Raw genomic sequence first — 24,404 nt, 5'->3', positions numbered from 1 at the left:
ACGGCGTGGCCGCCGCCGCCGAAGGCGTGCGCGAGCGCACCATGAAAGTGCTGCGCATCGCGTTCCTGTCCTCCACCGTGCTGGAATTTTTCGCCTCGGTCAGCGTGGCCATGGTCGCGCTGTATTTCGGGCTGAGCTACCTGGGCCTGATGTCGTTGCACACTCAGGTGCCCACACTGGGCGTGGGCATGTTCTGCCTGTTGCTCGCGCCGGAGTTCTACGCGCCGCTGCGGCGCCTGGCCGCGCACTACCACGACCGCGCCAACGCGCTGGCCGCAGCCGCCGAGGTGGAGCGCCTGCTCGGTGAGCTGCCGCCGGCCTCCGATGCCGACGATGCGCCGGCCGCCGTGCCGCGCGCACCGGAGCTGCTGGAGCAGCACGCACCGCCCGTGGTGGTCCGCGACCTGGTCCTGCGTCCGCTGGGCGCGCAGCACGATGTGATCCAGCAGCTCTCGTTCCAGATCGAGGCAGGCCAGCGCCTTGCACTGGTCGGCCCCAGCGGCAGTGGCAAGAGCACGCTGCTCGAAGCACTGGCCGGGTGGCTGCCGCCGCAGTCGGGCAGCATCGTGCTGCGTCCGGGCATGGAAGTGGGCTATGCCGGCCAGCGCCCGTACCTGTTCCACGGCAGCATCGCCGACAACCTGCGCCTTGCCGACCCCGGTGCCACCGATGCGCACCTGCGAGCAGTGGCCGAGGCGGCGCAGGTGATGCGCTTCGCCGCCGCGTTGCCAAAGGGCCTGGACACGGTGATCGGCGAGCGCGGCTTCGGCCTGTCCGGTGGCGAAGCGCGTCGCATCGGGCTGGCCCGCCTGCTGCTGCGCGACCCGCAACTGCTGCTGCTCGACGAGCCCACCGCCTTCCTCGACGCCGATACCGAAGCCGACCTGCTGCGCACCCTGGCCGCGTTCGCGCGCGGCCGCAGCGTGGTCATCGCCACCCATAGCGAGGTGGCGATGCGCTGGGCCGACACGCGGTTGACGCTCAGCGCCACGGGCACGTCGGTGACCACCACGGAGGCCTCGGCATGAGCACCCAACGTCCCTCGCACGCCGCCGCCGATTCGCTGCGCTCGGTGTTCACCCGCCATCGCGGCCGCCTGCTGCTGACCGTGCTGCTGCTGTGGACCACGATGCTGGCCGGTACCGCGCTGCTCGGGTTGTCCGGCGGCTTCCTTACCGCGGCCGCACTGGCCGGCGCGGCTGGGCTGGGCAGCGGCTTCAACTTCTTCTCGCCATCGGCAGGCATCCGTGGCCTCACCATGGCGCGCATCGCGTCGCGTTATTTCGAAAAGCTGGTCGGCCACGATGTCACCCTGCGCATCGCCCGCGACCTGCGCGTGTGGTTCTTCCGCCGCGCGTTGCCATTGGCACCGGCGCGGTTGGCCGGCGTGCGTACCGGCGAGCTGCTGGCGCGGTTGATGTCGGACATCGGCGAAGTGGATGGCCTGCTGGTGCGAGCCATCGGCCCACTGCTGGCGCTGGGCGGCATCTCGCTGGTGGGCGTGATCGCCGCCGGCATCATCTACCCGCCTGCAGCGGCGCTGCTGGGCGTGCTGGCGCTGGTGATCGGCGCGGGCGTGCCGTGGCTGACCGTGCGCGGTGCCGGCGACCAGGAGCGCGACCGCGCGCTGCATCGTGCACAGCTGCGCGCGCAGTCCTTCGAGGGCCTGGAAGGCGCGGCGGACCTGACCGCCCTGCAGGCGCGCGAGCATTGGAACCTGCGCGTGCTGGTGGCGGCCAAACAGCTGAAATCGCGCGACCGTCGACGCCGCTGGCGGTTGATCGGCGGCAATGCGCTGCATGGGGTGTGTGCTGCTGTTGGGCTGGTGGCAATGTTGTGGCTGGCATTGCACGGCTTTGAAACCGGCGCCATCGATGCTGCGCTGGCGGCCGGGCTGGTATTCCTCACCGTTGCCCTGTTCGAGCTGTGGGCGGGTATCGGCCTGGCCTGGCAGTCGTGGTTGTCCGGCCGCGTGTCGGCCGGGCGCCTGGAGCAGATCGTGGCGCAGGCGCCGGGCGTGGTCGAGCCGCTCGACCCGGTGGCGGTGCCTGCAGAGGCGCCCACGTTGAGTTTCGAGCGCGTCGTGTTCCGTTGGCCGGGCCAGGCGCGTGTGCTGCTGGACGGCGTGCAACTCCAGCTGCACCCGGGCGAGCGCATCGCCATCGGTGGCGACAGTGGCAGTGGCAAAACCACGCTGTCCTCATTGCTGCTGCGGTTGTGGGACCCGGAAGCGGGCCATGTGCGTTACGGCGGCATCGATATCCGCCAGTTCCGCCAGGAAGACTGGCACCGGCAGATCGCCTGGTTGCCGCAGAACGCGCCGGTGTTTGCCGGCAGCATTGCCGACAACCTGCGGCTGGGTGATCCGCAGGCCAGTGATGCGCGGCTGTGGCAGGTGCTGGCCGATGTGCGGTTGCAGGGCTGGGCAGAGCAGCTGGGTGGATTGGAGGCCTGGGTGGGCGAGAACGGCGCGACCATGTCGGCCGGGCAGGCGAGGCGGTTGGCGTTGGCGCGGGCGTTGTTGCGGGAGTCGCCGATTTTGCTGCTGGATGAGCCTACTGAAGGCTTGGATGTGGATACCGCGCATGCGCTGTTGCATGACCTGGTGGCGGCACTGGGGAGCCGTAGCCTGATGATGATTACGCATGATGTGTTGCCGGAGGGCATCGTGCATCGGAGCTATCGATTGAGCGCGGGGCAATTGGCGTAAAAAGAGGGGGCGGTCAGGTGCGTTCACCGGTATCTTCATTGCCAAATACTCGCAGCCTGGACGCACCGGGAATGATCCGGCGACGGATCGCCGCGACACGGGAATCGACACGGATGCGCACCGCCTGTCTTGCCATGCTTGCCACCTTCTGCCTGTTTGCTTCTCCCCTCGTGGGGGCTGCGACTGGGACAACCTATTCGGAAGAAGTTCCTCTGTGGCCCGAGGACTCCCAGGTTCTGAAGGATGGAATCAGGGCGCTTGCCCGTGAGGAGTGGGCGCTCACCCGCCCGACAGTGCTGGTCTACCGTCCGCGAAGAAATCCGGTGCATGCTGCCGTTCTTGTTTTCCCTGGAGGCGGCTACAAGGGTCTGGGTATTGGCGCCAAGAGCAGCCTCGGGCTCTATGGGGCCGATGTATGTCGGTGGCTGACGGATACCGGGATCACTTGCATCCTCGTCAAGTACCGGGTTCCCAACACCGGTTGCAACTGGAACGCGGTAGCGGGAAGACACGAAACACCCAAGGTGCCGATGGCGCTGCAAGACGCGCAGCGGGCTGTGTCGCTGGTGCGGTTCAATGCCGCGAAGTACGGGATTGAGCCGGACAGGATCGGCGTCATGGGGTTCTCGGCCGGTGGCCACCTTGCGGTGTTGTCCAGCACCGCATTCAACGCGCGCTCCTATGCTCCGATCGATGAGGTTGACCTCATCAGCAGCCGTCCCGACTTCGCAATCCCTGTTTATCCGGGACACCTGACGATGGAGCACAAGAACCGAACGCCAAAAGCGTTGGCGGCGCAGGAGCTCAATACCGATATTGTGGTGTCAAACGATGTGCCGCCGACGTTGCTGATACACGCCAAGGACGATCCCGTTGATCCGTCCTACTACTCTGAGGTGTATGCGCGGGAACTGCGGAAGGCGGGGGCCGAAGTTGAGCTCAATGTGTACGAAACCGGCGGGCATGCCTTCGGGGTTCGGAAACAGGGCAAGGATTCCGACCGATGGACACAGGATGCCGTCGGGTGGCTACGGAAGATCAGGATCCTCTGAATGCCTTGCTGTGCCGCATCCGATCGCGGAAGTCTCGGAATACGAGAGGATGAAAACGGGAGGGCGTCCAGTGGTTGTTCATGGCGGGCCGGGAGCGGTCATGATGCAAGGGGCAGTTGAACATGCTCGCCCTGCATGGATTCATCCGGCGATGTCGCGCAGGAACACGGCGAGTGTGGCGATGTTGGCCAGCACGCATAGTGCGAAGACCCATTGGAACGCGGTCTTGCGATGCTTGTGGCGAAACACCGACTGCCCCAGTAACGCGCCTGGCCAGCCGCCGGCGAAGGCGAGCAGCTGCAGGGTGCGTTCGGGGGTGCGCCAGTTGCCCAGGCGGGCGGCGCGTTTGTCGTGGCCGTACAGCGCGAATGCCAGCACGCTGGTGAGGGCGTACCAGCCGCCCAGCCACAATGGCAACAGGCCGGTGGCGGTCATGGCGATCAACGCGCCTGCCGCGGCCAGCGCGATGTAGCGTCGGGCGTGCTTCACAGTGCCTGCAGGAACTCGCCCACCGCCGGCCCGAACCGTGCGAAATCCACCAGGAACGCATCATGCCCCTGCGGCGAATCCAGTCCGATGAAGCGCGCGTCGGCGCCGCCGGCGCGCAGGCCGTCGGCGATCTGTTGCTGCTGCTGCACCGGGAACAGGATGTCGGTGTTGGCGCCGATCGCCAGCGCCTTGTCCACCTTGATCTTCGCCAGCCCGGCGAGGACGTCGCCGTCGGCGTACTCGGCCAGGTCGAACCAGTCCATCGAGCGGCTCAGGTAGAGGTAGCAGTTGGGATCGAAGAAGCGCACGAAGCGGCGTGCGTGGCCTTCCAGGTAGCTTTCCACCTGGAATTCCAGGCCAAACGGGTCATCATCGGCCTGGTCCGAATCCAGCCGTACGCGGCCGAAGCGGCCGTCCCATTCCAGCGCCGAGCGGTAGGTGATCACGCCAAGTTTGCGCGCCATGCGCATGCCCGATTCCGGGTAGCTGTCGTCGCTGTAGCGGCCGGCGTCCCACTTGGGATCCAGTCGGATCGCCTCGCGCTGCAGCGAGCGGATGGCGATCGAGAACGGCAGCGCCTGTGCGCTGCCGGAGATGTTGATGTGGCTGCGCGCGATGCCCGGATGCAACAGCAACACGGCCAGCGCGGTCATGCCGCCCATCGAGTTGCCGATCACGCAGGCCAGTTGCGCGATGCCCAGCGCACGCACCACCTCGACCGCGGCGCGCGCGCCGTCTTCGATCGACAGTTCGGGGAACTGCAGGCGGTACAGTGCGCCGGTGGCCGGGTTGATGGTGGCCGGGCCGGTGGAGCCCTTGCAGCTGCCCAGCGAGTTCACGCAGACCACGAACCAGCGGTCGGTGTCGATGGCCTTGCCCGGGCCGAGCATGCCCTCCCACCAGCCGGCGGCCGGGTTGTCGGCGTTGGCGGCGGCGTGCGCGTCGGGCGACAGGCCGGTGACGATGAGCACCGCGTTGCTGGCCTGCGCATCCAGCGTACCCCAGGTTTCATAGGCCACGTGCGCGTCCAGCAGCTGGCCACCGCGCTTGAACGGGAAAGGCGAGGGCAGGGCGTGGTAGCGCGTGCCGGGCGGGATGAATTCAGTCATGCGCGCATTTTAGCCGGGTCGGGGTGATACGCCGTGTCAGTGGCGGCACGCTGCATCGCGGCGGCCGCAGTCACGGCGTGCCGATCACCAGCGGCACGGCACCGTCATGCGGCAGGCGCACGCGGACCAGCGGCGAGTCGATGTCGCCTTCCTGCCGGTTGGCCTGCCCGGACGCGGACACGCGTGCGAACACCTCCACCTCCTGCAGTGCGGACAACGGCTGGGTCGGCATCGGGCTGTCCGCGTCATCCAGCGTCACCCGTAGCGGCAGGTCGCCGAGCGCGTGTTTTTCCACGGCCACCGGCATCGGCGGGCCGCCAGGCATGCGGGCGATCACAAACACGCTGGCACCGGCGAGCAGGCGCGCGCGGGCGGCAAATGCCGGGTCCAGGGCAACGGTGACGACCAGTCCCTGGCTGCGCAATGCGCTCACCGATGCGGTCGCGGCGGCAGGAACACCGGCCTTCTCGCGGGCGATGGCGATCTGCTCGCGAAGCGCAGTTGCAGCGGGCGGATCCAGTCGCGGCAGCAAGGCTTCCCAGGTGGTCGCCGCTTCGGCATCGAGCCCGCGCTGGCGCAGCGCGATGCCGATCAACCAGCCGGCGCGTTCGCTGTCCGGGGCAATCTGCTGTGCATGGCGCAGCCACTGCAGTGCGGTGTCGTCGAACTGCTTGCCCGGGTCGGCTTGGGCGCGGGCCTGTGCGGCTTCGACCAGCACGGCGGGCTCATCCGGTGCCAGCTGCAGGGCACGCGCATACGCGGCGTTGGCCTCGGCCAGCTTGCCCAGCGCCAGTTGCGAGCGGCCAAGCAGGGCCCAGCCATCGGCGCGCTGTGGATCGCGCGCGAGCGCCTGCTGCAGCTCCGCCACGCCATCACGCAGCGTGGCCGGCTCGCGCGGGTCGGCCATCTGCACGGCGGCCTGCGGGGTGCCCACCAGCAGATACAGCGCACCGGCCGCGGCGCCGATGGCCAGCACCATGGCGATGAACGGCGCGCGTCGTCCTGTACCGCGCAGCGGCCACAACACCAGCGCCGCGACGAGGGCGGTGGCCAGCGCGGCCAGGATCGGCAGAACAGCGCTCACCAGCGCTCCCCGGTGTCGTCCATCGGCTGGATCTGCCGGCTGCGCCGACGCACCACCCACACCAGCACGCCGGCACCGCCCAGCAGGAGGACGGCCGGGCCGAACCACAGCAGGCTGTTGCGCGCATCCATCGGTGGCCGGTACAGCACGAACTCGCCATAGCGGTCGACCAGGAACTGCTTGATCTGCGCGTCGTCGCGGCCCTGTTGCATCAGCGTGAGCACTTCACGGCGCAGGTCGTGGGCGATCTGCGCATTGGAATCGGCCAGCGACTGGTTCTGGCACTGCACGCAGCGCAGTTCGGCGGCCAGCGCATGGAAGCGCGCCTCTTCGGCGGCATCGCGATAGTGCAGTGGGGTCGGGTCGGAGACCGCCTGGGCCAACGCGGCCAACGGCATCAGCAGCGCCGCGGCGAACAGCGCGGCGAGCAGCACGCGGCCGCAGCGCACGTTACGGCGCGGCCGGCAGACGGTTCTGGGCATTGGCATTGGCGCGTTCCACCTTGGCCAGTTCGGGAATGAGCTGGGTGTCGATGACGCGCTGACTGAGCGCGCCGCTGTACTTCCAGCGCACAACGCCGCTGGCGTCGACCAGGAAGGTCTCCGGTGCGGCGGTGACGCCCCAGTCGATGGCGGTGCGGCCTTCGAGGTCGCTCAACACCAGCACGAACGGGTTGCCCAGCTGCTCCAGCCAGCGCAACGCATCGGCCGGTTCGTCCTTCCAGTTGTAGCCGATCACCCGCACCCGCTTGGTCTCGGCGAAACGGGTGAGGATGGGATGTTCTTCGCGGCAGGCCGCGCACCAGCTGCCCCACACGTTGAGCACGTACGGCGCGCCGCGCAGTTCGGTGCTGCTCACCTTGATGGTCGGGTCGTGCAGCACGGGCAGGATGAAGGCCGGGGCCGGCTTGCCGATCAGTGCCGAGGGCAGTACGTCGCGATCGGGCGCGCCGGACTTCATCACCCCGTACACCATCAGCCCGAGCAGCCCGAAGAAGAACAGCACGCCGATGACGATGGCCACGGGCGGCAGGGGACGGGAGGCGGAACGCGGATCGGACACGGGGAAACTCCAGGACTCAGGGACGACGGAAACGGCGGTCGGCGGCGGTGACGAAGCCGCCCAGTGCCATCAGCAATGCGCCCAGCCAGATCCAGCGGACGAAGGGTTTGACGTGCACGCGTACCGCCCATGCATTGTTGCCCAGCGGCTCGCCCAGCGCCACGTAGATATCGCCGTTGAGGCGGGCGTGGATGCCGGCTTCGGTCATCGTCTGGCCGCCACTGGCATAGGCGCGCTTTTCCGGGTGCAGCAGGGCGATCTGGCGGTTGCCCTGCATGACCCGCACATGGCCGCGGTCGGCGCTGTAGTTGGGTCCCTGCTGGTGGTCCACGCCTTCAAAACGCAGCACATAGCCACTCACCTGCAGCGATTGCCCCGGCGCCAGGGCGACCTCGCGCTGCACGTTCAACGCCTCCACCAGCAACGCGCCGGCCAGGAATACCGCCACGCCGCCATGGGCCAGCAGCATGCCGACCATCTCGGCGTTGAAGCGCCCATTGCCGCGCAGGCGGGTCCACACGAAGCGCGCGGTGCCGAAGGCGACCCACGCCGCCGCGGTGACCCCGGCGGCGGTCTTGAGCTGGCCCTGCGGCGCCATGAAGTACGCAATGACGCCCAGCAGCAGCGCCAAGGCCGCCCACGGTGCCAGCATCGCCAGCGTGCGCGAGGCCTGGTCGCGCTGCCAGTTGACCAGCGGGCCGAACGGCAGCAGCGCCACCAGTGGCGTCATCAGCAGCAGGAACAGCGTGCCGAAGTAGGGCGGGCCGACCGAGACCTTGCCCAGCCCCAGCGCATCGGCCAGCAGCGGGTACAGCGTGCCCAGCAGCACCATCGCGCAGGCGGCGGCCAGCAGCAGGTTGTTGGCCAGCAACAGCGTCTCGCGCGAGGTCGGCATGAAACCGCGGCGCGGATCGTCGTTGCCCAGCGCCCCGGCACGCAGTGCGTACAGCAGCAGTGCACCACCGATCACCAGGGCAAGGAAGATCAGGATGAAGGTGCCGCGCGAGGGATCGGCGGCGAACGAATGCACGCTGGTCAGCACGCCCGAACGCACCAGGAAGGTGCCCAGCAGCGACAGCGCGAAGGCGGCAATGGCCAGCAGCAGCGTCCAGCTGGCGAAGCTGCCGCGTTTTTCGGTGACCGCCTGCGAATGGATCAGTGCCGCACCGGCCAGCCACGGCATGAAGCTGGCGTTCTCCACCGGATCCCAGAACCACCAGCCGCCCCAGCCCAGCTCGTAGTACGCCCACCAGCTGCCGAGTGCGATGCCCAGGGTGAGAAAGCCCCAGGCCACGTTGGTCCAGGGCCGGGTCCAGCGTAGCCAGCGCGCATCCACGCGCCCTTCGAGCAGTGCGGCGATGGCGAAGGCGAACGGCACCGCAAAGCCGACGTAGCCCAGGTACAGCATCGGCGGGTGGATGATCAGCCCCGGATCCTGCAGCAGCGGGTTGAGGTCGTGGCCTTCCAGTGGCGCCGGCAGCAGCCGCGCGAACGGGTTGGAGGTGAAGATCAGAAAGGCGAGGAAGCCCACCCCGATGATGCCGAGCACGCCCAGCACCCGCGCCAGCACCACCATCGGCAGTTGCCGTGACCAGCGCGCCACCGCGCCGTTCCACAGCGCCAGCACCAGTGCCCACAGCAGCAGCGAGCCTTCATGCGCGCCCCATACCGCCGAGTAGCGGTAGGCCAGCGGCAGCAGCGAATTGGAATTCTCGGCGACGTAGCGCACCGAAAAATCCTGGGTGACAAAGGCCGCGGTGAGCACGCCGAACGCCCCGAGCAGGAGCACCAGCTGCGCGTAGGCGGCGGGCCGCGCGACCGCCATCCATGCCGGGTACCCGCGCTGCGCCCCCCACAGGGGCAACACCGCCTGCAGCACGGCCATCAACAGCGCCGCCACCAACAGGATCTGCCCCAGCTCGGGCAGCACTCAGCGCACCTCGGGTGCGGTGACGGGCACGTCGTGCCTGGTGTGCGCCTGGCCCATCTTGTCGGCCACTTCCTTGGGGATGTAATTCTCATCGTGCTTGGCCAGCACTTCATCGGCGATGAAGCGGCCGTCCTGCAACCGGCCCATGGCGACCACGGCGGTGCCTTCGCGGAACATGTCCGGCAGGATCCGCGAGGTGCTTACCGGCAAGGTGGCATCGCCGTCGGTCACCACGAAATGCGCTTCCAGCGAACCGCTGGCGCGCTCGAAGGAGCCCTTCACCACCATCCCGCCGAGGCGGAACCGCGACTGCGGATCGACATCGCCGCGCAGCACTTCGGCCGGTGTGTACAGATAGGCGATATTGCGTTGCAGGGCGAAGGCGACCAGCGTGGTGGCCAGCCCCGAGGCAAGCAGCACCAGCAGCACCCAGATCATGCGACGGCGCTGTACCGGGGTCATCGGCTCAACTCCGTGGCGGGCGTGGCGCTGCTCGGCGGCTTGGCACGCGCCTGCAGCCGTTGCTGGCGATGCCTGGCCTGCCAGCGTGCCAGGCGCAGGCGCAGCCACGAACCGAATGCGTCGAAACACAGCACCAGCCCGAACACCGCAAAGGCGGCAATGATGAAGGGCAGGTGGGTCATCGCGACGGCTCCGGGTCAACGGTGGGGTCACCGCTGCCGATACGCTCGCCGACCCACGCCTTGCCCGCTTCGCGCAGCAGGTTGTCGGCCCGCGCCTTGGCCAGCAGCGAACCGGCGAACCACAGCTTGGTACCCACCACCATCCACCACAGCGGCGCGATCAGCTCCGGACGGACCGCGTTGTCGCCGAACATGTTGATCGACTGGCGCTGGTGCAGCCCGCCCCACCAGTCCACCGAATAACGGATCACCGGCAGCAGGGCCACCCCGACGATCGCCAGCAGGCCGGCCGCGCGCGCGGCGCTGCGGCGGTCTTCGATGGCGTAATACAGTCCGATCACGCCCAGGTACAGGAACAGCAGGATCAACTCGCTGGTCATGCGCGGGTCCCAGTCCCACCACGTACCCCAGGTGCTCTTGCCCCAGATGCTGCCGGTGAGCAGGGTGATCAGAGTGAAGCCGGCACCCATCGGCGCGCAGGCCATCGCCAGGATTTCGCAGATCTTGATCCGCCAGACCAGCGCGATGGCCGCGTACAGCGCCATCAGCGCGAACACGAACAGGCTCATCCACGCGCTGGGCACGTGGATGTAGATGATGCGGAAGGCATCGCCCTGGCTCTGCTCCGGCGGCACCACGAACAGGCCCTGCCAGATCCCGATCAGCAGCACCGGCACCGCCGCCACGTAGAACACCCGCGACCAGCGCGCGGCAAAGCGGTCGAAGTGGGGCGGCGAAGCGGTTTGGTGGAACCAGCGGACAATCGGATGCATACGGCGGTGGTTATCCAACGAAGGGCGACGATTCAACGGACGTGGAGCGGCTTGTTGAACGATGACGCTGGAAACGATGATGCGGTGGACGATGGCTCACTGCAGTGAAATCCGGATGGCCGCGGCGGTGGCCAGCGGTGCGAGCACCAGTGCCACCACCAACCCGGCGCCGAGCAACAGCAGCGCACCGACCGGATCCTGCCCGCGCGCTGCGGCGGCCACGCTGCCTGCGCCAAACACCAGCACCGGCACATACAGCGGCAACGCCAGCAACGCCACGAGAATACCAGAGCGTCGGATGCCCACGGTCAGTGCGGCAACCACGCCGCCGATCAGGCTCAACAACGGCGTTCCCAGCAGCAACGATGCCAGCAGGATCGGCAGTTGGTCATGTGGCACGTGCAGCATTTCGGCCAGCAGCGGGGCGATCGCGATCAGTGGCAGGGCGGTGGTGGCCCAGTGCAGCAGTACCCGCACCAGCACCAGCCAGGCCAACGGCACCGGGGCCAGCAGCCATTGCTCCAGCGAGCCGTCCTCGGCATCGCTGCGGAACAGGGAATCCAGTGCCAGCTGGCCGGCCAGCAGCACCGCCAGCCACAGCACCGCCGGGCCGACCTGGGCCATCAGGGCCGGCTCGCGGCCAAGCGCCAGGGCAAACAGCACCACCACCAGCACCGCGAACATCAGCGGTTGCAGCGCATCGCCACGGCGCCGCCACAGCAGCTTGAGGTCGCGGCGGGCCAGCGCCCGCGCGGTCTGCCACAGGCCGGGTTCGGTGCCGGGCGCGATCATGCCGCCATCTCCGGTTGTGCCGGGTCCTGCGCCGCTCCCAACGTGAGCAGGCGGGTCTGCACGGGCGGGGCGGCATACGCGCCGTGGGTGGTGACCAGGGCCGCGCCACCGCTGCGCAGGTGCGCGGAAATCATCCGGTTCACCAGGTTGATGCCGTCCAGGTCGAGGTTGGCGTAGGGCTCGTCGAGCAGCCACAGCGGTGCCGGCGACAGCCAGATCCGTGCCAGCGCCAGGCGCCGCTTCTGCCCGGCCGACAGCTGCCGCACCAGGGTGTCCTCGTAGCCGGCCAGGCCGACGATGGCCAGCGCATTGCCCGGCATCTGGCGCGAGCGCCGGCCGTGCAGGCCGCACAGGAAGTGCAGGTTTTCCAGGGTGTCCAGGTCGGACTTCAGCGCCGGCAGGTGGCTCAGGTAGGCCACGAACTGCGAACGCTCCTTGTGCCCGGCCGGGCGCCCGTCGATCTGCACCTGCCCGGTATCGGCGCGCAGCAGCCCGGCCAGCACCCGCAGCAGGGTGGTCTTGCCGGCGCCGTTGTCGCCCTGCACCAGCAGCGCTTCGCCGGCATCGATGTGGAAATCGAGCGGGCCAAAGACCGGCTCATCGTTGCGACTGAAGCCAAGGCCATGGGCGGCCAGCAACGGAGGAGCGTTCAAGGGGCGGGATCTTTGCACCGGAAAGGGCGGACAGTGTAATGGGCGCAGGGGGGCACCCACCAACGGTGGGGACCTACCGTCTACACTGACGCTTCGTCATCTCTTTTCCGATCCTGCCGATGCAACCGCAAACCAAGCTGCCCAAGGTGGGCACCACCATCTTCACCGTGATGTCCCAGCTGGCCGCCGAGCATGGCGCCGTGAATCTGGGCCAGGGGTTTCCGGATTTCTCCGCACCGCAGCGCCTGCTCGATGAAACCATCACGGCCATGCAGGCCGGGCTGAACCAGTATCCGCCGATGACCGGGGTGGCGCCGCTGCGCCAGGCCATCGCGCGGAAGTCGCTGGACCTGTACGGCGCGCAGGTGGACCCGGACACCGAGATCACCGTGACCAGTGGTGCCACCGAGGCGATCTTCAACGCCATCCACGCGGTGGTGCGCCCGGGTGAGGAAGTGATCGTGCTCGACCCGGCCTACGACTGCTACGAGCCGGCCATCGACCTGGCCGGCGCGCGTGCGGTGCATGTGCCGCTGGACCCGCAGACCTTCGCGGTGGACTGGGACCGCGTGCGCGCGGCGATCACCCCGCGCACCCGCCTGCTGATGGTCAACACCCCGCACAACCCGTCCGGGGCCATGTTGACCGCCGATGACATGCAGGCGCTGGCCGACGTGCTGCGCGGCACCGGCATCTACCTGATCTCCGATGAGGTGTACGAGCACATCATCTACGATGGTCGTCGCCATGAATCGGCGCTGCGCTACCCGGAACTGCGCGAGCGCGCGTTCGTGATCTCCAGCTTCGGCAAGACCTACCACTGCACCGGCTGGAAGATCGGGTATGCGATCGCGCCGCCGGCGATGAGCGCCGAGTTCCGCAAGGTGCACCAGTACAACACCTTCACCAGTTTCGGTCCGGCCCAGTACGGCTTCGCCGCGATGATCCGTGACGAGCCCGAACATCACCTGGAACTGGGCGCGTTCTACCAGGCCAAGCGCGACCGCTTCCGCGAGCAGCTGCTGACCACCCGGCTGACCCCGCTGCCGGTGCCCGGCGGTTACTTCCAGCTGGTGGATTATTCGGCGATCAGCGATCTGCCGGACCATGAGTTCGTGAAGTGGCTAACCATTGAAAAGGGCGTGGCCGCGATTCCACTGTCGCCGTTCTACGAGACCCCGCCGCAGGGCCAGCGTCTGGTCCGGCTGTGCTTCGCCAAGAACGAAGCCACGTTGGACGCGGCGATCGCCCGCCTGCAGGTGCTGTGATGAGCGCCAGCGCCGAACGTCCCGACCTGCGCATCTCCCTGGTCCAGGGGAACACCCGCTGGCACGATCCGGCCGGCAACCGGGATCATTACGGCGCGCTGCTGGCGCCGCTGGCCGGGCAGACCGACCTGGTGATCCTGCCGGAAACCTTCACCAGTGGTTTCTCCAACGAGGCCATCGACAAGGCCGAAGGCATGGACGGCCCGACCGTGGCCTGGATCCGCGAACAGGCGGCACGGCTGGGCGCGGCGGTCACCGGCAGCGTGCAGCTGCGCGTGGGGCAGGGCGTCTACAACCGGCTGCTGTGGGCCACCCCGGACGGCGAGCTGCAGCATTACGACAAGCGCCACCTGTTCCGTTACGGCAACGAACACCTGCGCTATGCCGCCGGCAGCGAGCGCCTGAGCGTGGAATGGAAGGGCTGGCGGATCAATCCGCAGGTCTGCTACGACCTACGTTTCCCGGTGTTCTGCCGCAACCGCTTCGACGTGGAGCGTCCGGGCGAGCTGGATTTCGACCTGCAGATCTTCGTCGCCAACTGGCCCTCGGCCCGCGCATATCCGTGGCGCACGCTGCTGCGCGCGCGCGCGATCGAGAACCTCTGCTATGTCGCCGCGGTCAATCGGGTCGGCGTGGACGGCAACGAACTGCATTACGCCGGCGACAGCGCGGTGATCGACTTCCTCGGCCAGCCGCAGGTGGAAGTGCGCGAGGTGGAGCAGGTGGTCACCACCACCATTTCAGCGGCCGCACTGGCCGCGCACCGCGCCCGCTTCCCGGCGATGCTCGATGCGGACGCGTTCACCCTGGACGGCCCGGTCGACGCTGGCTGAACGGTCGCCTGATGGCGGCGCGTGGCCTCATCCGGGCCATACGCCGCCGCTGCTAGATTCGGCTCGTCACCCACTGAGTACGAGCGGATTGCATGAAGAAGTTTTCCCTGGCATTGATCGCACTGGCGGGTATTTCCGCGGTTCCGGCGGCGCAGGCGGCCGGCAACATCGACTGCGAACTGCACTACAACCTGGCCGGCTGGTCGGTGCTGTACAAGACCGCCTCCGGTACCGGCACCATCAGCTGCGACAACGGCGCGCGCATCCCGGTCAAGATCACCGTCAAGGGCGGCGGGCTGACCGTGGGCAAGTCCAAGATCGTCGACGGCAAGGGCAAGTTCTCCGGCGCCTATTCGCTGGATGACCTGATCGGCTCGTATGCCTCGGTCGAGGCGCATGCCGGCGCGGATAAATCCAGCAACGCGCAGGTGATGACCAAGGGCGACGTGTCGCTGGCACTGGCCGGCACCGGCAAGGGCTGGGACCTGGGCGTGGGCCTGGGCAAGTTCACCATCGAGCGTCGCTGAGGGCATCCACGTGCAGCCACCCATGGGGTGGCTCTACCGGTTTTGTCGGCGCAGCCCCAATAAAAAACCCCGGCCGAAGCCGGGGTTTTTTGATCTCAGCCTATCCGTGATCAGCCGCCGCGCGGGCCGCCGCCACGGTGACCGCCGCCGCCCGGACCACGGCTGCCGCCGGGACGACCGCCCGGGCCGCCGGGACCGCGACCGCCGGGGCCGCCCGGGCCACGGTTGCCGCCCGGACCGCCCGGACCACGGTTGCCACCGGGACCGCGTGCACTGGCGCCACCGGGACCCCGGCTGCCCGGACCACCGGGACCGCGATTGCCGCCGGGACCACCCGGACCACCCGGACCGCGATTACCGGCCGGACGCGCGCTGCCGTACGGGCTGACGCCCGGATTGGCGTGGTCGGACGGGAAGCTCGGGGCGTTGCCCGGGTGCCCGTACGGATGACGCGACGGACCCTGGCCGCCCTGGCCACCACGGTTGCCACCGGCGCCTGCGCCGGCCGGACGCCCCTGGCCGCCGTAACCGCCGCGGCTTTCGCCACCGCGATTCTCGCCGCCGTAACCACCACCGCCGGCATAGCCGCCGCGGCCTTCAGCGCCGCCGCCGTAACTGCCGCGTCCCGGACCGCCTGCGCCGCCCGGACCCTTTGGCTTGCCGTACGGGCGACCCTGGCCGCCGGCACCTGCGCCGGCACCCGGACCACGTGCGCCGGGGCCACGGGCTGCGCCCGGGCCGGCATTGCGGTGGCCGCTCGGACCGGTGCTCACCCCGTCCGGCACGTACCAGCTGCGGAATGCGGCCGGGTTGCCTTCCGGAAGTGCCCGGTTGCCCTTGTCCGGGCGCGCCTTGAACGGACGCTGCGACTGCTTGGCCGCCGCTTCGCCGCTGACCGTCAGGCCACCCTTGAAACCGCCGCCCTTGCCACCGCGACCACGGCCGCGCTCTTCGCGCACGTTGTCGAAACGACGCAGTTCGCGGCCTTCATCGGCCGAGTTGTGGCCGTTGACGTAGGCATTGCTGCGGGCACCGTCGCGCGACACGCGCACGGTGGTCTTGGCGGCGCGACGCTGGCCGATCACCGGCTGCAGGGTCAGCGCCGACGGCGCGCCTTCTTCCAGCTTCAGTTCGGCGCGCAGCGCCTCGACCTGCTTGGCCGGCAGTTCGACCGACTGGCCGCGCAGCAGTTCGCGCGGCAGGCTGACCTTGCCGTAGCGGGTGCGCTTGAGGCGGCTGACCTGGCAGCCCTGCGATTCCCACAGGCGGCGCACTTCGCGGTTGCGGCCTTCCTTGACGACCACGCGGAACCAGTCGTGCGAATCGGTGCCGCCGATGCGTTCGATCTCGTCGAACTTGGCCGGGCCGTCTTCCAGCGCCACGCCACGGGCGAGGCGGTCGACGATGTTGTCCGGCACCTTCTCTTCGCCTTCCGGTGCACGCACGCGCACGACGTACTCGCGCTCGACCTCGTAGGAGGGGTGCATCATCGCGTTGGCCAGCTCACCGTCGGTGGTCGCCAGCAGCAGGCCGGTGGTGTTGATGTCCAGGCGGCCGATCGCGATCCAGCGCGCGCCCTTGAGGGCAGGCAGCGCTTCGAACACGGTCGGGCGACCTTCGGGGTCTTCGCGGGTGGTTACTTCGCCTTCGGGCTTGTTGTAGGCCAGCACGCGCGAGGTTTCGGTCAGCGCGGTGGCGACGAAGCCACGGCCGTCCAGCTCGACCTTGTCGCCGCTCTTGATCGACTGGCCGGTCTGCGCGACTTCACCGTTGACCTTGACCAGGCCATCGGCGATGCGCTGTTCCAGCGCGCGGCGCGAACCGAGGCCGGCCTGGGCCAGCACCTTGTGCAGGCGTTCTTCCAGCTTGGGCTGGTCGGTGGCGGTTTCGCGCTTGAGCGAAAGCTTGTTCAAAGACGGCTTGCGGGGGGTGTCACTCATTTACTTGGCTCCGGCCGGCGACGGGTGCGTCGGCCTCTGGTTCGGGATCGGCTTCGTCAACAGCCACGGTCGTCTTCGCGACGGCGTTGTTTTCGGTTTCGTTCTGGGGCGCCGCGCGCTCTCCCGGCGCGGTATCGGGTTCGCCATCAGGGGCGGTCATTCCAGCGTCGTCGTCGCGGGGCGACAACGGCGCGTTGAATTCGGTATCTGTTTCTGCAGCAGCGTCGGGGGCGGGGATCTGCGCGCCGACGGGTGAATTGTCCTGCGATTCTTCTTCACCTGCCAGTGGCAGGTCGGTATCGTCATTGGCCGCGTCGCCGTCCAGCGCCGCATCCGGGGTGGACGCGCCGGCGGCCAGGCGACCGGCCGGCTGGCCGTCGTTGTCCAGCGGCAGCTGCGGTTCCAGTTCGCCCAGATCGCGCAGCTCGGACAGCGGCGGCAACTCGTCCAGGCGCTTGAGCCCGAAGTAATCCAGGAAGCCCTTGGTGGTGCCGAACAAGGCCGGCTTGCCGGGTACGTCGCGATGGCCGATCACGCGGATCCATTCGCGCTCCTCCAGGGCCTGGATGATGTTGCTGCTCACCGCCACGCCGCGCACCTGCTCGATCTCGCCGCGGGTGATCGGCTGGCGATAGGCGATCAGCGCCAGGGTTTCCAGGGTGGCGCGGGTGTAGCGGGTCTTGCGCTCGGTCCACAGCCGGGTGATGTAGCCGTGGACCTCGCTGGTGACCTGGAAGCGGAAGCCGGAGGCCACCTCGACCAGCTCCACGCCGCGATCGGCGCAGGCCTCGCGCAGCAGTTCCAGCGCGCGTTCGATGCTGCCCGGCGGTGCCGGCTCCTCTTCGGGGAACAGGCCCTGCAGCTGCGCCAGCGTCAGCGGCTGGCTGGAGGCCAGCAGCGCGCCTTCGACAATACGGTTGATCAGTGGTTGATCCATGCGTGGGTCGGGTGCTCAGTCGGATGCGTTGGCGGCGTCGGCGTCGTCGAACTCGCTGTTGAACTGCAGCGGTTCGTTGGTGTTGCCGGCGGCCAGGGATTTGACGTAGATCGGCGCCAGCGGTGCTTCCTGGACGATGTCCAGCAGCTGTTCCTTGGCCAGTTCGAGCAGGGCCAGGAAGGTGACCAGCACCCCGAGCTTGCCTTCTTCAGCGGTGAACAGCGATTCAAAACGGTAGAACCGGCCATCTTCCAGCCGGCCCAGCACATCGCCCATGCGCTGGCGGACACTCAGGGCCTCGCGCTTGATCGCGTGGCCGGTGAACAGCTCGGCGCGCTTGAGCACGTCGTACAACGCCACCAGCATTTCCTTCAGGTCCACCGGCGGCGGCAGCTTCACCGCAGCCCGGTCGGGAACGAAGGCATGGGCCAGGCTGGTGTCGCGGTCCTGGCGGGGCAGGCTGTCGATGTCCTCGGCGGCCTGCTTGAAACGCTCGTACTCCTGCAGCCGGCGCACCAGCTCGGCGCGCGGATCGGCTTCCTCGCCCTCGATGCTGGGCGGCCGCGGCAGCAGCATCCGCGACTTCACTTCGGCCAGGATCGCCGCCATCACCAGGTACTCGGCCGCCAGTTCGAAGCGCAGCTCCTGCATGACGTTGATGTACTCGACGTACTGGCGGGTGATCTCGGCCACCGGGATGTCCAGGATGTCCAGGTTCTGCCGGCGGATCAGGTACAGCAGCAGGTCCAGCGGACCTTCGAAGGCGTCCAGGATGACTTCCAGCGCATCCGGCGGAATGTACAGGTCCTGCGGAATCTGCAGGACCGGTTGACCATGCACCACGGCCAGCGGCATTTCCTGCTGCTGTGGGGCGGTCGGCCGGGTTTGCGGGTTCGCGTCGAGCGCGAGTTCGGAGGTCATCAAGTTGACGTCTGTATTGCAACGGACCGGTCGCCGCGCCGTGCCCGCGGCCGGAGCATTCCGGGCGGTACGATGGCTGGCCATGACACGCCTGGGTCGGCGCGGTTCCACACTTCGAACACAAAGGCGCGCCGCGATGGGCAGCGACAGAACTACAAGGAGGTCGTCTACGTGTGCTGGTGTGGGGCAGCGGGTCGGTCGTCGGGTGGCGGTGAAGCCTTGTGCCGACGGGGCTGCTGCGTCCAGCCACGTGCAATGGACCCAAGAGTACGGGTTCAGGCCGGCAGTGTCCAGCGAGGCGGGCTAGAATCGCCGGGTTCGTTTAGCTGAACCCTGGAGTTGCCTGTGTGGTATGTGATTGAAGGCTATGACGGCGCGGACGTGCTGGCCGCCCGTATGTCGGTGCGCGAGGCGCATCTGGCCCGTTTGACCGCGCTGCGCGATGAGGGCCGGCTGCTGCTGGCCGGGCCGTGCCCGGCGATCGACAGCGAGGACCCGGGTCCGGCCGGCTTCAGCGGCAGCGTGGTGATTGCCGAATTCGCCTCGCTCGAACTGGCCCAGGCCTGGGCCGATGCCGACCCGTATGTGGCGGCGGGGGTCTACACCCGCGTGCAGGTGCGCCCGTTCCGCAAGGTGCTGCCGTGAACCGGGTCGAGCGCATCCGCGCGGCCCTGCAGCAGGCGCTGGACCCGGAGCTGCTGGAGGTGGAGGACGACAGCCACCGGCATGCGGGGCATGCGGGCGCGCGCGACGGTCGCGGCCATTTCAACGTGCATGTGGTCAGTGCCGTGTTCGAGGGGCAGCTGCCACTTGCGCGCCACCGGGCCGTCTATGCCGCCCTGGGCAGCATGATGGACACCGATATCCACGCGCTGTCCATCCGCGCCGAGGCACCGGCCAAAAACCGCTGAAACCCTTGTCCCGCCTTGTCCTGGCGAGTCCACTGGGGCCCCGCCAGGGACAGGTTTGCGTTACCGCCGTACGACATTGGCCTAACGTAGTGTTTACATTCAGGATTGAAAACGCTTACATTCCGCGCCAAGCCCCAGATCTCTAAGCCGTGGAGGGCGGCGAAGTGAACAAGGCAGCCATCACAATCAAAGATGTAGCCCGCGAAGCCCGGGTCTCCGTGGCCACGGTCTCGCGTGCGCTCAATGGACACGAAAACGTCGCCGAACCGGTGCGCAAGCTGGTGCTGGAGGTGGCTGCGCGTCTGCGCTACACCCCGCATGCGGCGGCCCGCAGCCTGAGCAGCCGGCGCACCAACACCATTGGCGTGGTCCTGCCCGACCTGTACGGCGAGTTCTTCTCCGAGTTGATGCGCGGCATCGACGGGGTCGCCCGTGAGCGTCGCCAGCACCTGCTGGTGTCCAGCTATCACGGCGACCAGGAGCAGCAGGGGGCCGCGCTGCGCGCGATGCGTGGCCGGGTGGACGGCCTGCTGGTGCTGTCCCCGTATGCGGAAAGCCCGGGTTTCCTCACCGACAACCTGCCGCAGTCGCTGCCGACGGTGCTGATCAATACCTATCTGCCCGAGCAGGATCATCCGGTGCTGAGCATCGATGACCATGCCGGCGCGATGGCGATGACCCGCCATCTGCTCGATGTCGGCCACCGCCGCATCGCCTTCATTTCTGGTCCGGATCTCAACTTCGATGCCCGCGAACGCCTGCGCGGTTTCCGCGATGCGTTGTCCGCCTTCGGCGCGGACGCGGCAGGCATCGAGTTGCCCGGTGACTTTGACGAAGCCTCCGGCCATCGCGCCGGACAGGAGTTGCTGGCAGCCGGTGCGCTGCCCGATGCGGTGTTCGCTGCCAACGACATGATGGCGCTCGGTTGTCTGTATGCGTTCGCGCAGGCAGGCGTGCGGGTGCCGGCCGATGTCGCCCTGGCGGGCTTCGACGACATTCCGCTGGCGCGTTTCGTTCACCCTTCGTTGACCACGATGCAGGTGAGTATCGCCGACCTCGGCGATAAGGCGATGACGCGTCTGTTGCAGTTGATGGACAGCAACAACACGGAAGCGGCCGGCGACAAGCAGACGCTTGTACCGAGCCTGATCGTGCGTGACTCAAGCAAGCCTCGTACCACTGTGTAGATCACGACCGCTGGTTGTGACGCGACAAAATCACGCTGTAGATCACGACCCTTGGTCGTGATGCATTCAAACAACGCAGTAAAAAAACGACAGGGGCCGCAAAGACGGCCACCACCACCCGGAGATTTACATGACGTATTCCAATCACCGCAATCGCACGCCGGCCCGCAGCCTGCTGACGAGTGCATTGGTCACCTGCCTGATGCTGGGCGCCGCCCCGAGCCTGATGGCGCAGTCGGCCACCTCCTCGCTGCGCGGCCAGGTCGCCCAGGCCGAGGCCGGTACCGAAGTGACCGCGACCAACCTGGCCAGCGGCACCGTGCGCCGCGCGACCACCCGCGCCGATGGCAGCTACTCGCTGATGGGCCTGGATCCGGGCACCTACGACGTCGTGGCCAATGGCCAGACCCAGAAGGTGACGGTGACCGTTGCCTCCACCGCGACCCTGAACTTCGGCGGCGCGCCGGCCAACGGCAGCACCGCCAACGCCACCAACCTGGACACGGTCAACGTCGTTGCGCCGACCCTGCTGCAGGAAGTGCGTACTTCCGAAGTGGGCAAGACGGTCAGCCTGCAGCAGATCCAGACCACCCCGCAGGTGTCGCGCAACTTCCTGGAATTCGCCGACGCGGTCCCGGGCATGATCTTCACCCGTGATGCCAAGGGCAACACCTCGCTGCGCGGCGGCGCCACCAATGCCGACGGCACCAACGTCTACATCGACGGCGTGGGCCAGAAGAGCTACGTCAAGGGCGGCGGCGTGGCCGGCCAGTCCGGCAGCGCCGGCAACCCGTTCCCGCAGCTGGCCATCGGCGAATACAAGGTCATCAGCGGCAACTACAAGGCCGAATACGGCCAGGTGTCGAGCGCGGCCGTGACCGCGGCCACCAAGTCCGGTACCAACGAGTTCAAGGGTGAAACCTTCTACCGTTACACCAACGAAGACATGCGCGCCAAGACCCCGGCCGAGCGTCAGGCTGGCCAGACCAAGGAGGCGTCGGCCGAGAAGGAGTACGGTTTTGCATTGGGTGGCCCGATCATCCAGGACAAGGCCCACTTCTTCGTGACCTATGAAGCCAAGCGCTTCGACCTGCCGGTCACCATCGCGCCGGAAGGCTCGGTCACCAACCGCGTCGGCCTGCTGCCGGCAGACGCCGCCGCCGGCCTCGGCCCGTCGAGCCAGCCGTTCGAGCAGGACCTGATCTTCGCCAAGATCGACTTCGAGCCGACCGACAACGATCGCATCGAGCTGAGCTTCCAGGACCGCGACGAGACCCAGCAGCAGTTCAGTGGCCAGACCGCGCCGGAAGCCGGCCGTGAAGTGGTCAACACCGATCGTCGTTACGCGCTGCGCTGGAACCACAGCGGCGAGCGTTACTACAACGAAATGATGCTCACCCATGAAGATTCGTTCAACAACCCGACCCCGCTGACCCTGGGCAACGGCTTCACCTACACCGCGCCGGACGGCACCGAAGACCGTACCCTGGTGAAGATCGGTGGCGCCTCGGCGCTGGATTCGCAGGTGAAGGGCCAGAAGGGCTGGGCGATTGAAGACAACCTGACCCTGGATGGCATCCAGTGGGCCGGTGACCACACCATCAAGATGGGCGCCAAGTACAAGCAGATCGACCTGTACGCCTCCGACGCGGCGCAGATCAATCCGCAGTTCACCTACTCGCTGGGCGATCCGGACTTCCCGTCCGACATCCCGTACAAGGCGCAGTTCGTCAAGCCGGTGACCGGCGTGTCGGGCGTGTCCGGTGAGGTGCGTTCGAAGTCCAAGCAGATCGGCCTGTTCATCCAGGACGACTGGCAGGTCAACGACCACCTGCAGCTGAACATCGGCCTGCGCTGGGACTACGAAAAGACCCCGTCCTACCTGGACTTCGTGACCCCGCAGGCCGTGGTCGACGCGATCTACTCGCAGGATCCGCGCGCTGCCGCGGGCCAGACCTACGCCGATTCGCTGGCGCTGGGCGGGCTGGACATCAGCAACTACATCAGCAACGGCCACAACCGCAAGGCATTCAAGGATGCCTGGCAGCCGCGCCTGGGCTTCTCGTATGACATCAATGCCGACGAGCAGCACGTGATCCACGGTGGCGCCGGTCGTTCCTACGATCGCGACCTGTTCGACAACCTGCAGCTGGAAACCACCAAGCTGGCCCTGCCGCAGCCGACCATCTACTTCCGCAACCCGGCCACCGGCAGCTGCCTCAATGGCCAGGCTGCCTGCTACGACTGGAACCCGAACCTGCTCAACGGCATCGGCAACCTGCAGGCGCTGGTCGGCTCGACCAGCAATGCCGGTCTGGAAGTGGACCTGTTGAACAACAACCTGAAGGTGCCGTACTCGGATCAGTTCAGCCTCGGCATGAGCAACCAGGTCGGTGACTGGCTGACCGATGCCACCATCGCGCGCACGCTGAGCTACGACGGTTTCGCCTTCACCCTGGGCAACCGCTACCCCACCGGCCAGTTCTTCGATGACCCGCGCCTGTGCGGCGGCACCGACCCGGGCCTGAGCCAGGCCTGGAGCTGCAACGTGCCGGGCTTCGGCAGCCTGATCATCGGCCAGCAGGGCATCAAGACGCGCGCAACGCAGGTGCTGCTGTCGGCGCAGAAGCCGTTCACCAAGGAAAGCGGCTGGGGCACCTCCATCGCCTACACCTGGACGACCGCACGCCACAACCGCGACATCAATGAGAAGTACGCGTTCGACCGTGGCCTGATCGAGGACTACCCGACCATCCGCTCCAACGGCGCGCCGCGCCACCGCCTGGTGCTCACCGGTTCGTATGCCGGCTTCTGGGACATCACCTTCGGCGGCAAGATCACCCTGGCCACCCCGACCGCGGTGAACGACTGGTACCCGGTCACCCAGTCGACCGGCTACGACCTGCCGACCCCGGGCGCCGCAGTGCCCAACGGCAATGGCAAGTTCCTGCTCGGTGGCAAGATCTTCGGCTACCGCTCGGTCGACCTGCAGGCCACCAAGACGTTCAAGATGCCGGGCGATACCGAGCTGTATGCGCGTATCGACATCATCAACGTCTTCAACTTCGACAACTTCTCCAACTACAACTACACCAAGACCAACGGCAAGCTGCTGGCCAGCTACAACGAGACCGGCGACATCGTCGGTACGCCGCGCCAGGTCAAGGCGGAAGTCGGCTTCCGCTTCTGATTCCTGCAACAGCCGGCATCGTCCCCAGGGGCGGTGCCGGGCAGTACCGCCGGCCGGCTTGGGCCGGTCGGCGGGACTGTACAGGCGCTTGCCGTATCCTGATGGGCAAGCGCGTGTGCGGTTGGCAACACCGGTATACCGACATCCGCCCCGGCGGATTTTTTTGGATCGTGATCTGTAAACGATTTCAGCTTGGTTGAGGCTATGCTCTCCAGCACGAACATGGGCAAAAGGTGGTGGTCGATGAATGCATCTCGGATGGTGTCGCTGGCGTTGCTCTCCGTGGCCATCGCCGGGTGCCAGAAGCAGGCGCCGGACAAGCCCGAAAAGCCGAAGCCGCCGGTGATCCTGGTCGAGGCCGACGTGCCGCCGCGCCCGATGAAGCCCGAGCT

Annotated in this window: 24 protein-coding genes; 10 read left to right on the top strand and 14 right to left on the bottom strand. The window is 67.6% G+C overall.

Annotated elements, in window-relative coordinates; all coding sequences use genetic code 11:
- The 3 genes from RTO53_RS12105 to RTO53_RS12095 form a co-directional block, all read left to right on the top strand.
- On the top strand, positions 1 to 1,028 hold a 1,028-nt coding region (locus RTO53_RS12105), incomplete at its 5' end, for an ATP-binding cassette domain-containing protein (protein ID WP_312238018.1).
- Positions 1,025 to 2,710: a thiol reductant ABC exporter subunit CydC gene (gene cydC, locus RTO53_RS12100; RefSeq protein ID WP_312238017.1), complete on the top strand. Its 1,686-nt coding sequence runs from the start codon at positions 1,025 to 1,027 to the stop codon at positions 2,708 to 2,710. The genes RTO53_RS12105 and cydC, both read left to right, overlap by 4 nt.
- A gap of 113 nt (positions 2,711 to 2,823) precedes the next feature.
- Positions 2,824 to 3,762 (top strand): alpha/beta hydrolase, encoded by a 939-nt coding sequence (locus RTO53_RS12095; RefSeq protein WP_312238016.1) that lies wholly within the window; start codon positions 2,824 to 2,826, stop codon positions 3,760 to 3,762.
- Positions 3,763 to 3,903: 141 nt separating this feature from the next.
- On the opposite strand, the gene RTO53_RS12090 is transcribed toward RTO53_RS12095, so the two are convergent.
- From RTO53_RS12090 to ccmA, 11 genes are all read right to left on the bottom strand, one after another.
- Entirely contained in the window at positions 3,904 to 4,197 is a 294-nt protein-coding gene (locus tag RTO53_RS12090) for a DUF1294 domain-containing protein (RefSeq protein ID WP_312238021.1), read from the bottom strand.
- A 50-nt stretch (positions 4,198 to 4,247) separates the two neighbouring features.
- Complete coding sequence (locus tag RTO53_RS12085; protein ID WP_312238015.1) at positions 4,248 to 5,360, bottom strand: homoserine O-acetyltransferase; 1,113 nt, start codon at positions 5,358 to 5,360, stop codon at positions 4,248 to 4,250.
- 70 nt (positions 5,361 to 5,430) lie between these two features.
- Complete coding sequence (locus RTO53_RS12080) at positions 5,431 to 6,447, bottom strand: tetratricopeptide repeat protein (RefSeq protein WP_312238020.1); 1,017 nt, start codon at positions 6,445 to 6,447, stop codon at positions 5,431 to 5,433.
- Positions 6,441 to 6,842 (bottom strand): cytochrome c-type biogenesis protein, encoded by a 402-nt coding sequence (locus RTO53_RS12075; protein WP_312238019.1) that lies wholly within the window; start codon positions 6,840 to 6,842, stop codon positions 6,441 to 6,443. The genes RTO53_RS12080 and RTO53_RS12075 overlap by 7 nt, the downstream gene beginning before the upstream one ends.
- A 52-nt stretch (positions 6,843 to 6,894) precedes the next feature.
- Complete coding sequence (locus RTO53_RS12070; protein WP_312238014.1) at positions 6,895 to 7,506, bottom strand: DsbE family thiol:disulfide interchange protein; 612 nt, start codon at positions 7,504 to 7,506, stop codon at positions 6,895 to 6,897.
- Positions 7,507 to 7,522: 16 nt separating this feature from the next.
- Positions 7,523 to 9,436: a heme lyase CcmF/NrfE family subunit gene (locus RTO53_RS12065; RefSeq protein WP_312238013.1), complete on the bottom strand. Its 1,914-nt coding sequence runs from the start codon at positions 9,434 to 9,436 to the stop codon at positions 7,523 to 7,525.
- Complete coding sequence (ccmE, locus tag RTO53_RS12060) at positions 9,437 to 9,898, bottom strand: cytochrome c maturation protein CcmE (RefSeq protein WP_312238012.1); 462 nt, start codon at positions 9,896 to 9,898, stop codon at positions 9,437 to 9,439.
- Positions 9,895 to 10,080 carry a heme exporter protein CcmD gene (locus RTO53_RS12055; protein WP_312238011.1) on the bottom strand — a complete coding sequence of 62 codons (186 nt, stop codon included), beginning with the start codon at positions 10,078 to 10,080 and terminating at the stop codon, positions 9,895 to 9,897. The genes ccmE and RTO53_RS12055 overlap by 4 nt, the downstream gene beginning before the upstream one ends.
- Positions 10,077 to 10,853, bottom strand: a complete 777-nt coding sequence (gene ccmC, locus RTO53_RS12050) for a heme ABC transporter permease CcmC (RefSeq protein ID WP_312238010.1) — start codon at positions 10,851 to 10,853, stop codon at positions 10,077 to 10,079. The genes RTO53_RS12055 and ccmC overlap by 4 nt, the downstream gene beginning before the upstream one ends.
- Before the next feature lie 96 nt (positions 10,854 to 10,949).
- Positions 10,950 to 11,645 carry a heme exporter protein CcmB gene (ccmB, locus tag RTO53_RS12045; protein ID WP_312238009.1) on the bottom strand — a complete coding sequence of 232 codons (696 nt, stop codon included), beginning with the start codon at positions 11,643 to 11,645 and terminating at the stop codon, positions 10,950 to 10,952.
- Complete coding sequence (gene ccmA, locus RTO53_RS12040; RefSeq protein ID WP_312238008.1) at positions 11,642 to 12,298, bottom strand: heme ABC exporter ATP-binding protein CcmA; 657 nt, start codon at positions 12,296 to 12,298, stop codon at positions 11,642 to 11,644. Before ccmA ends, ccmB begins: the two co-directional genes overlap by 4 nt.
- A 119-nt stretch (positions 12,299 to 12,417) precedes the next feature.
- On the opposite strand from ccmA, the gene RTO53_RS12035 reads away from it, so the two are divergent.
- The 3 genes from RTO53_RS12035 (at position 12,418) to RTO53_RS12025 (ending at position 14,926) form a co-directional block, all read left to right on the top strand.
- Positions 12,418 to 13,566 carry a pyridoxal phosphate-dependent aminotransferase gene (locus RTO53_RS12035; RefSeq protein WP_312238007.1) on the top strand — a complete coding sequence of 383 codons (1,149 nt, stop codon included), beginning with the start codon at positions 12,418 to 12,420 and terminating at the stop codon, positions 13,564 to 13,566.
- Positions 13,566 to 14,399 (top strand): amidohydrolase, encoded by an 834-nt coding sequence (locus RTO53_RS12030; RefSeq protein WP_312238006.1) that lies wholly within the window; start codon positions 13,566 to 13,568, stop codon positions 14,397 to 14,399. Before RTO53_RS12035 ends, RTO53_RS12030 begins: the two co-directional genes overlap by 1 nt.
- Positions 14,400 to 14,491: 92 nt before the next feature.
- Complete coding sequence (locus RTO53_RS12025; protein WP_256775599.1) at positions 14,492 to 14,926, top strand: hypothetical protein; 435 nt, start codon at positions 14,492 to 14,494, stop codon at positions 14,924 to 14,926.
- Positions 14,927 to 15,036: 110 nt separating this feature from the next.
- Here RTO53_RS12025 and RTO53_RS12020 read toward each other — a convergent pair whose 3' ends face one another.
- The 3 genes from RTO53_RS12020 to RTO53_RS12010 are packed head-to-tail and all read right to left on the bottom strand — an operon-like array spanning position 15,037 to position 18,724.
- Positions 15,037 to 16,866, bottom strand: coding sequence for a pseudouridine synthase (locus tag RTO53_RS12020; protein ID WP_312238005.1), 1,830 nt, complete (start codon positions 16,864 to 16,866; stop codon positions 15,037 to 15,039).
- Positions 16,859 to 17,803 (bottom strand): SMC-Scp complex subunit ScpB, encoded by a 945-nt coding sequence (gene scpB / locus RTO53_RS12015; RefSeq protein ID WP_312238004.1) that lies wholly within the window; start codon positions 17,801 to 17,803, stop codon positions 16,859 to 16,861. The genes RTO53_RS12020 and scpB overlap by 8 nt, the downstream gene beginning before the upstream one ends.
- 15 nt (positions 17,804 to 17,818) lie before the next feature.
- The gene (locus RTO53_RS12010) at positions 17,819 to 18,724 is read right to left on the bottom strand and encodes a ScpA family protein (RefSeq protein ID WP_256775596.1); all 906 of its coding nucleotides are present in this window, start codon (positions 18,722 to 18,724) and stop codon (positions 17,819 to 17,821) included.
- A 345-nt stretch (positions 18,725 to 19,069) separates the two neighbouring features.
- On the opposite strand from RTO53_RS12010, the gene RTO53_RS12005 reads away from it, so the two are divergent.
- The 4 genes from RTO53_RS12005 (at position 19,070) to RTO53_RS11990 (ending at position 24,012) form a co-directional block, all read left to right on the top strand.
- Entirely contained in the window at positions 19,070 to 19,369 is a 300-nt protein-coding gene (locus tag RTO53_RS12005) for a YciI family protein (protein ID WP_312238003.1), read from the top strand.
- On the top strand, positions 19,366 to 19,635 hold the full coding sequence (locus tag RTO53_RS12000; RefSeq protein ID WP_312238002.1) for a BolA family protein: 270 nt from the start codon (positions 19,366 to 19,368) through the stop codon (positions 19,633 to 19,635). The genes RTO53_RS12005 and RTO53_RS12000 overlap by 4 nt, the downstream gene beginning before the upstream one ends.
- A gap of 149 nt (positions 19,636 to 19,784) precedes the next feature.
- Entirely contained in the window at positions 19,785 to 20,822 is a 1,038-nt protein-coding gene (locus RTO53_RS11995) for a LacI family DNA-binding transcriptional regulator (protein WP_312238001.1), read from the top strand.
- A gap of 130 nt (positions 20,823 to 20,952) precedes the next feature.
- Entirely contained in the window at positions 20,953 to 24,012 is a 3,060-nt protein-coding gene (locus RTO53_RS11990) for a TonB-dependent receptor (protein WP_312238000.1), read from the top strand.
- Positions 24,013 to 24,404 lie beyond the last annotated feature (392 nt).

It is taken from the genome of Stenotrophomonas sp., from assembly GCF_031995405.1.
In the GTDB taxonomy this organism is placed as follows: Bacteria; Pseudomonadota; Gammaproteobacteria; order Xanthomonadales; family Xanthomonadaceae; genus Stenotrophomonas.
Note: the sequence above shows the minus strand (reverse complement) of the source record. Positions and strands in the feature narration are given on the sequence as shown.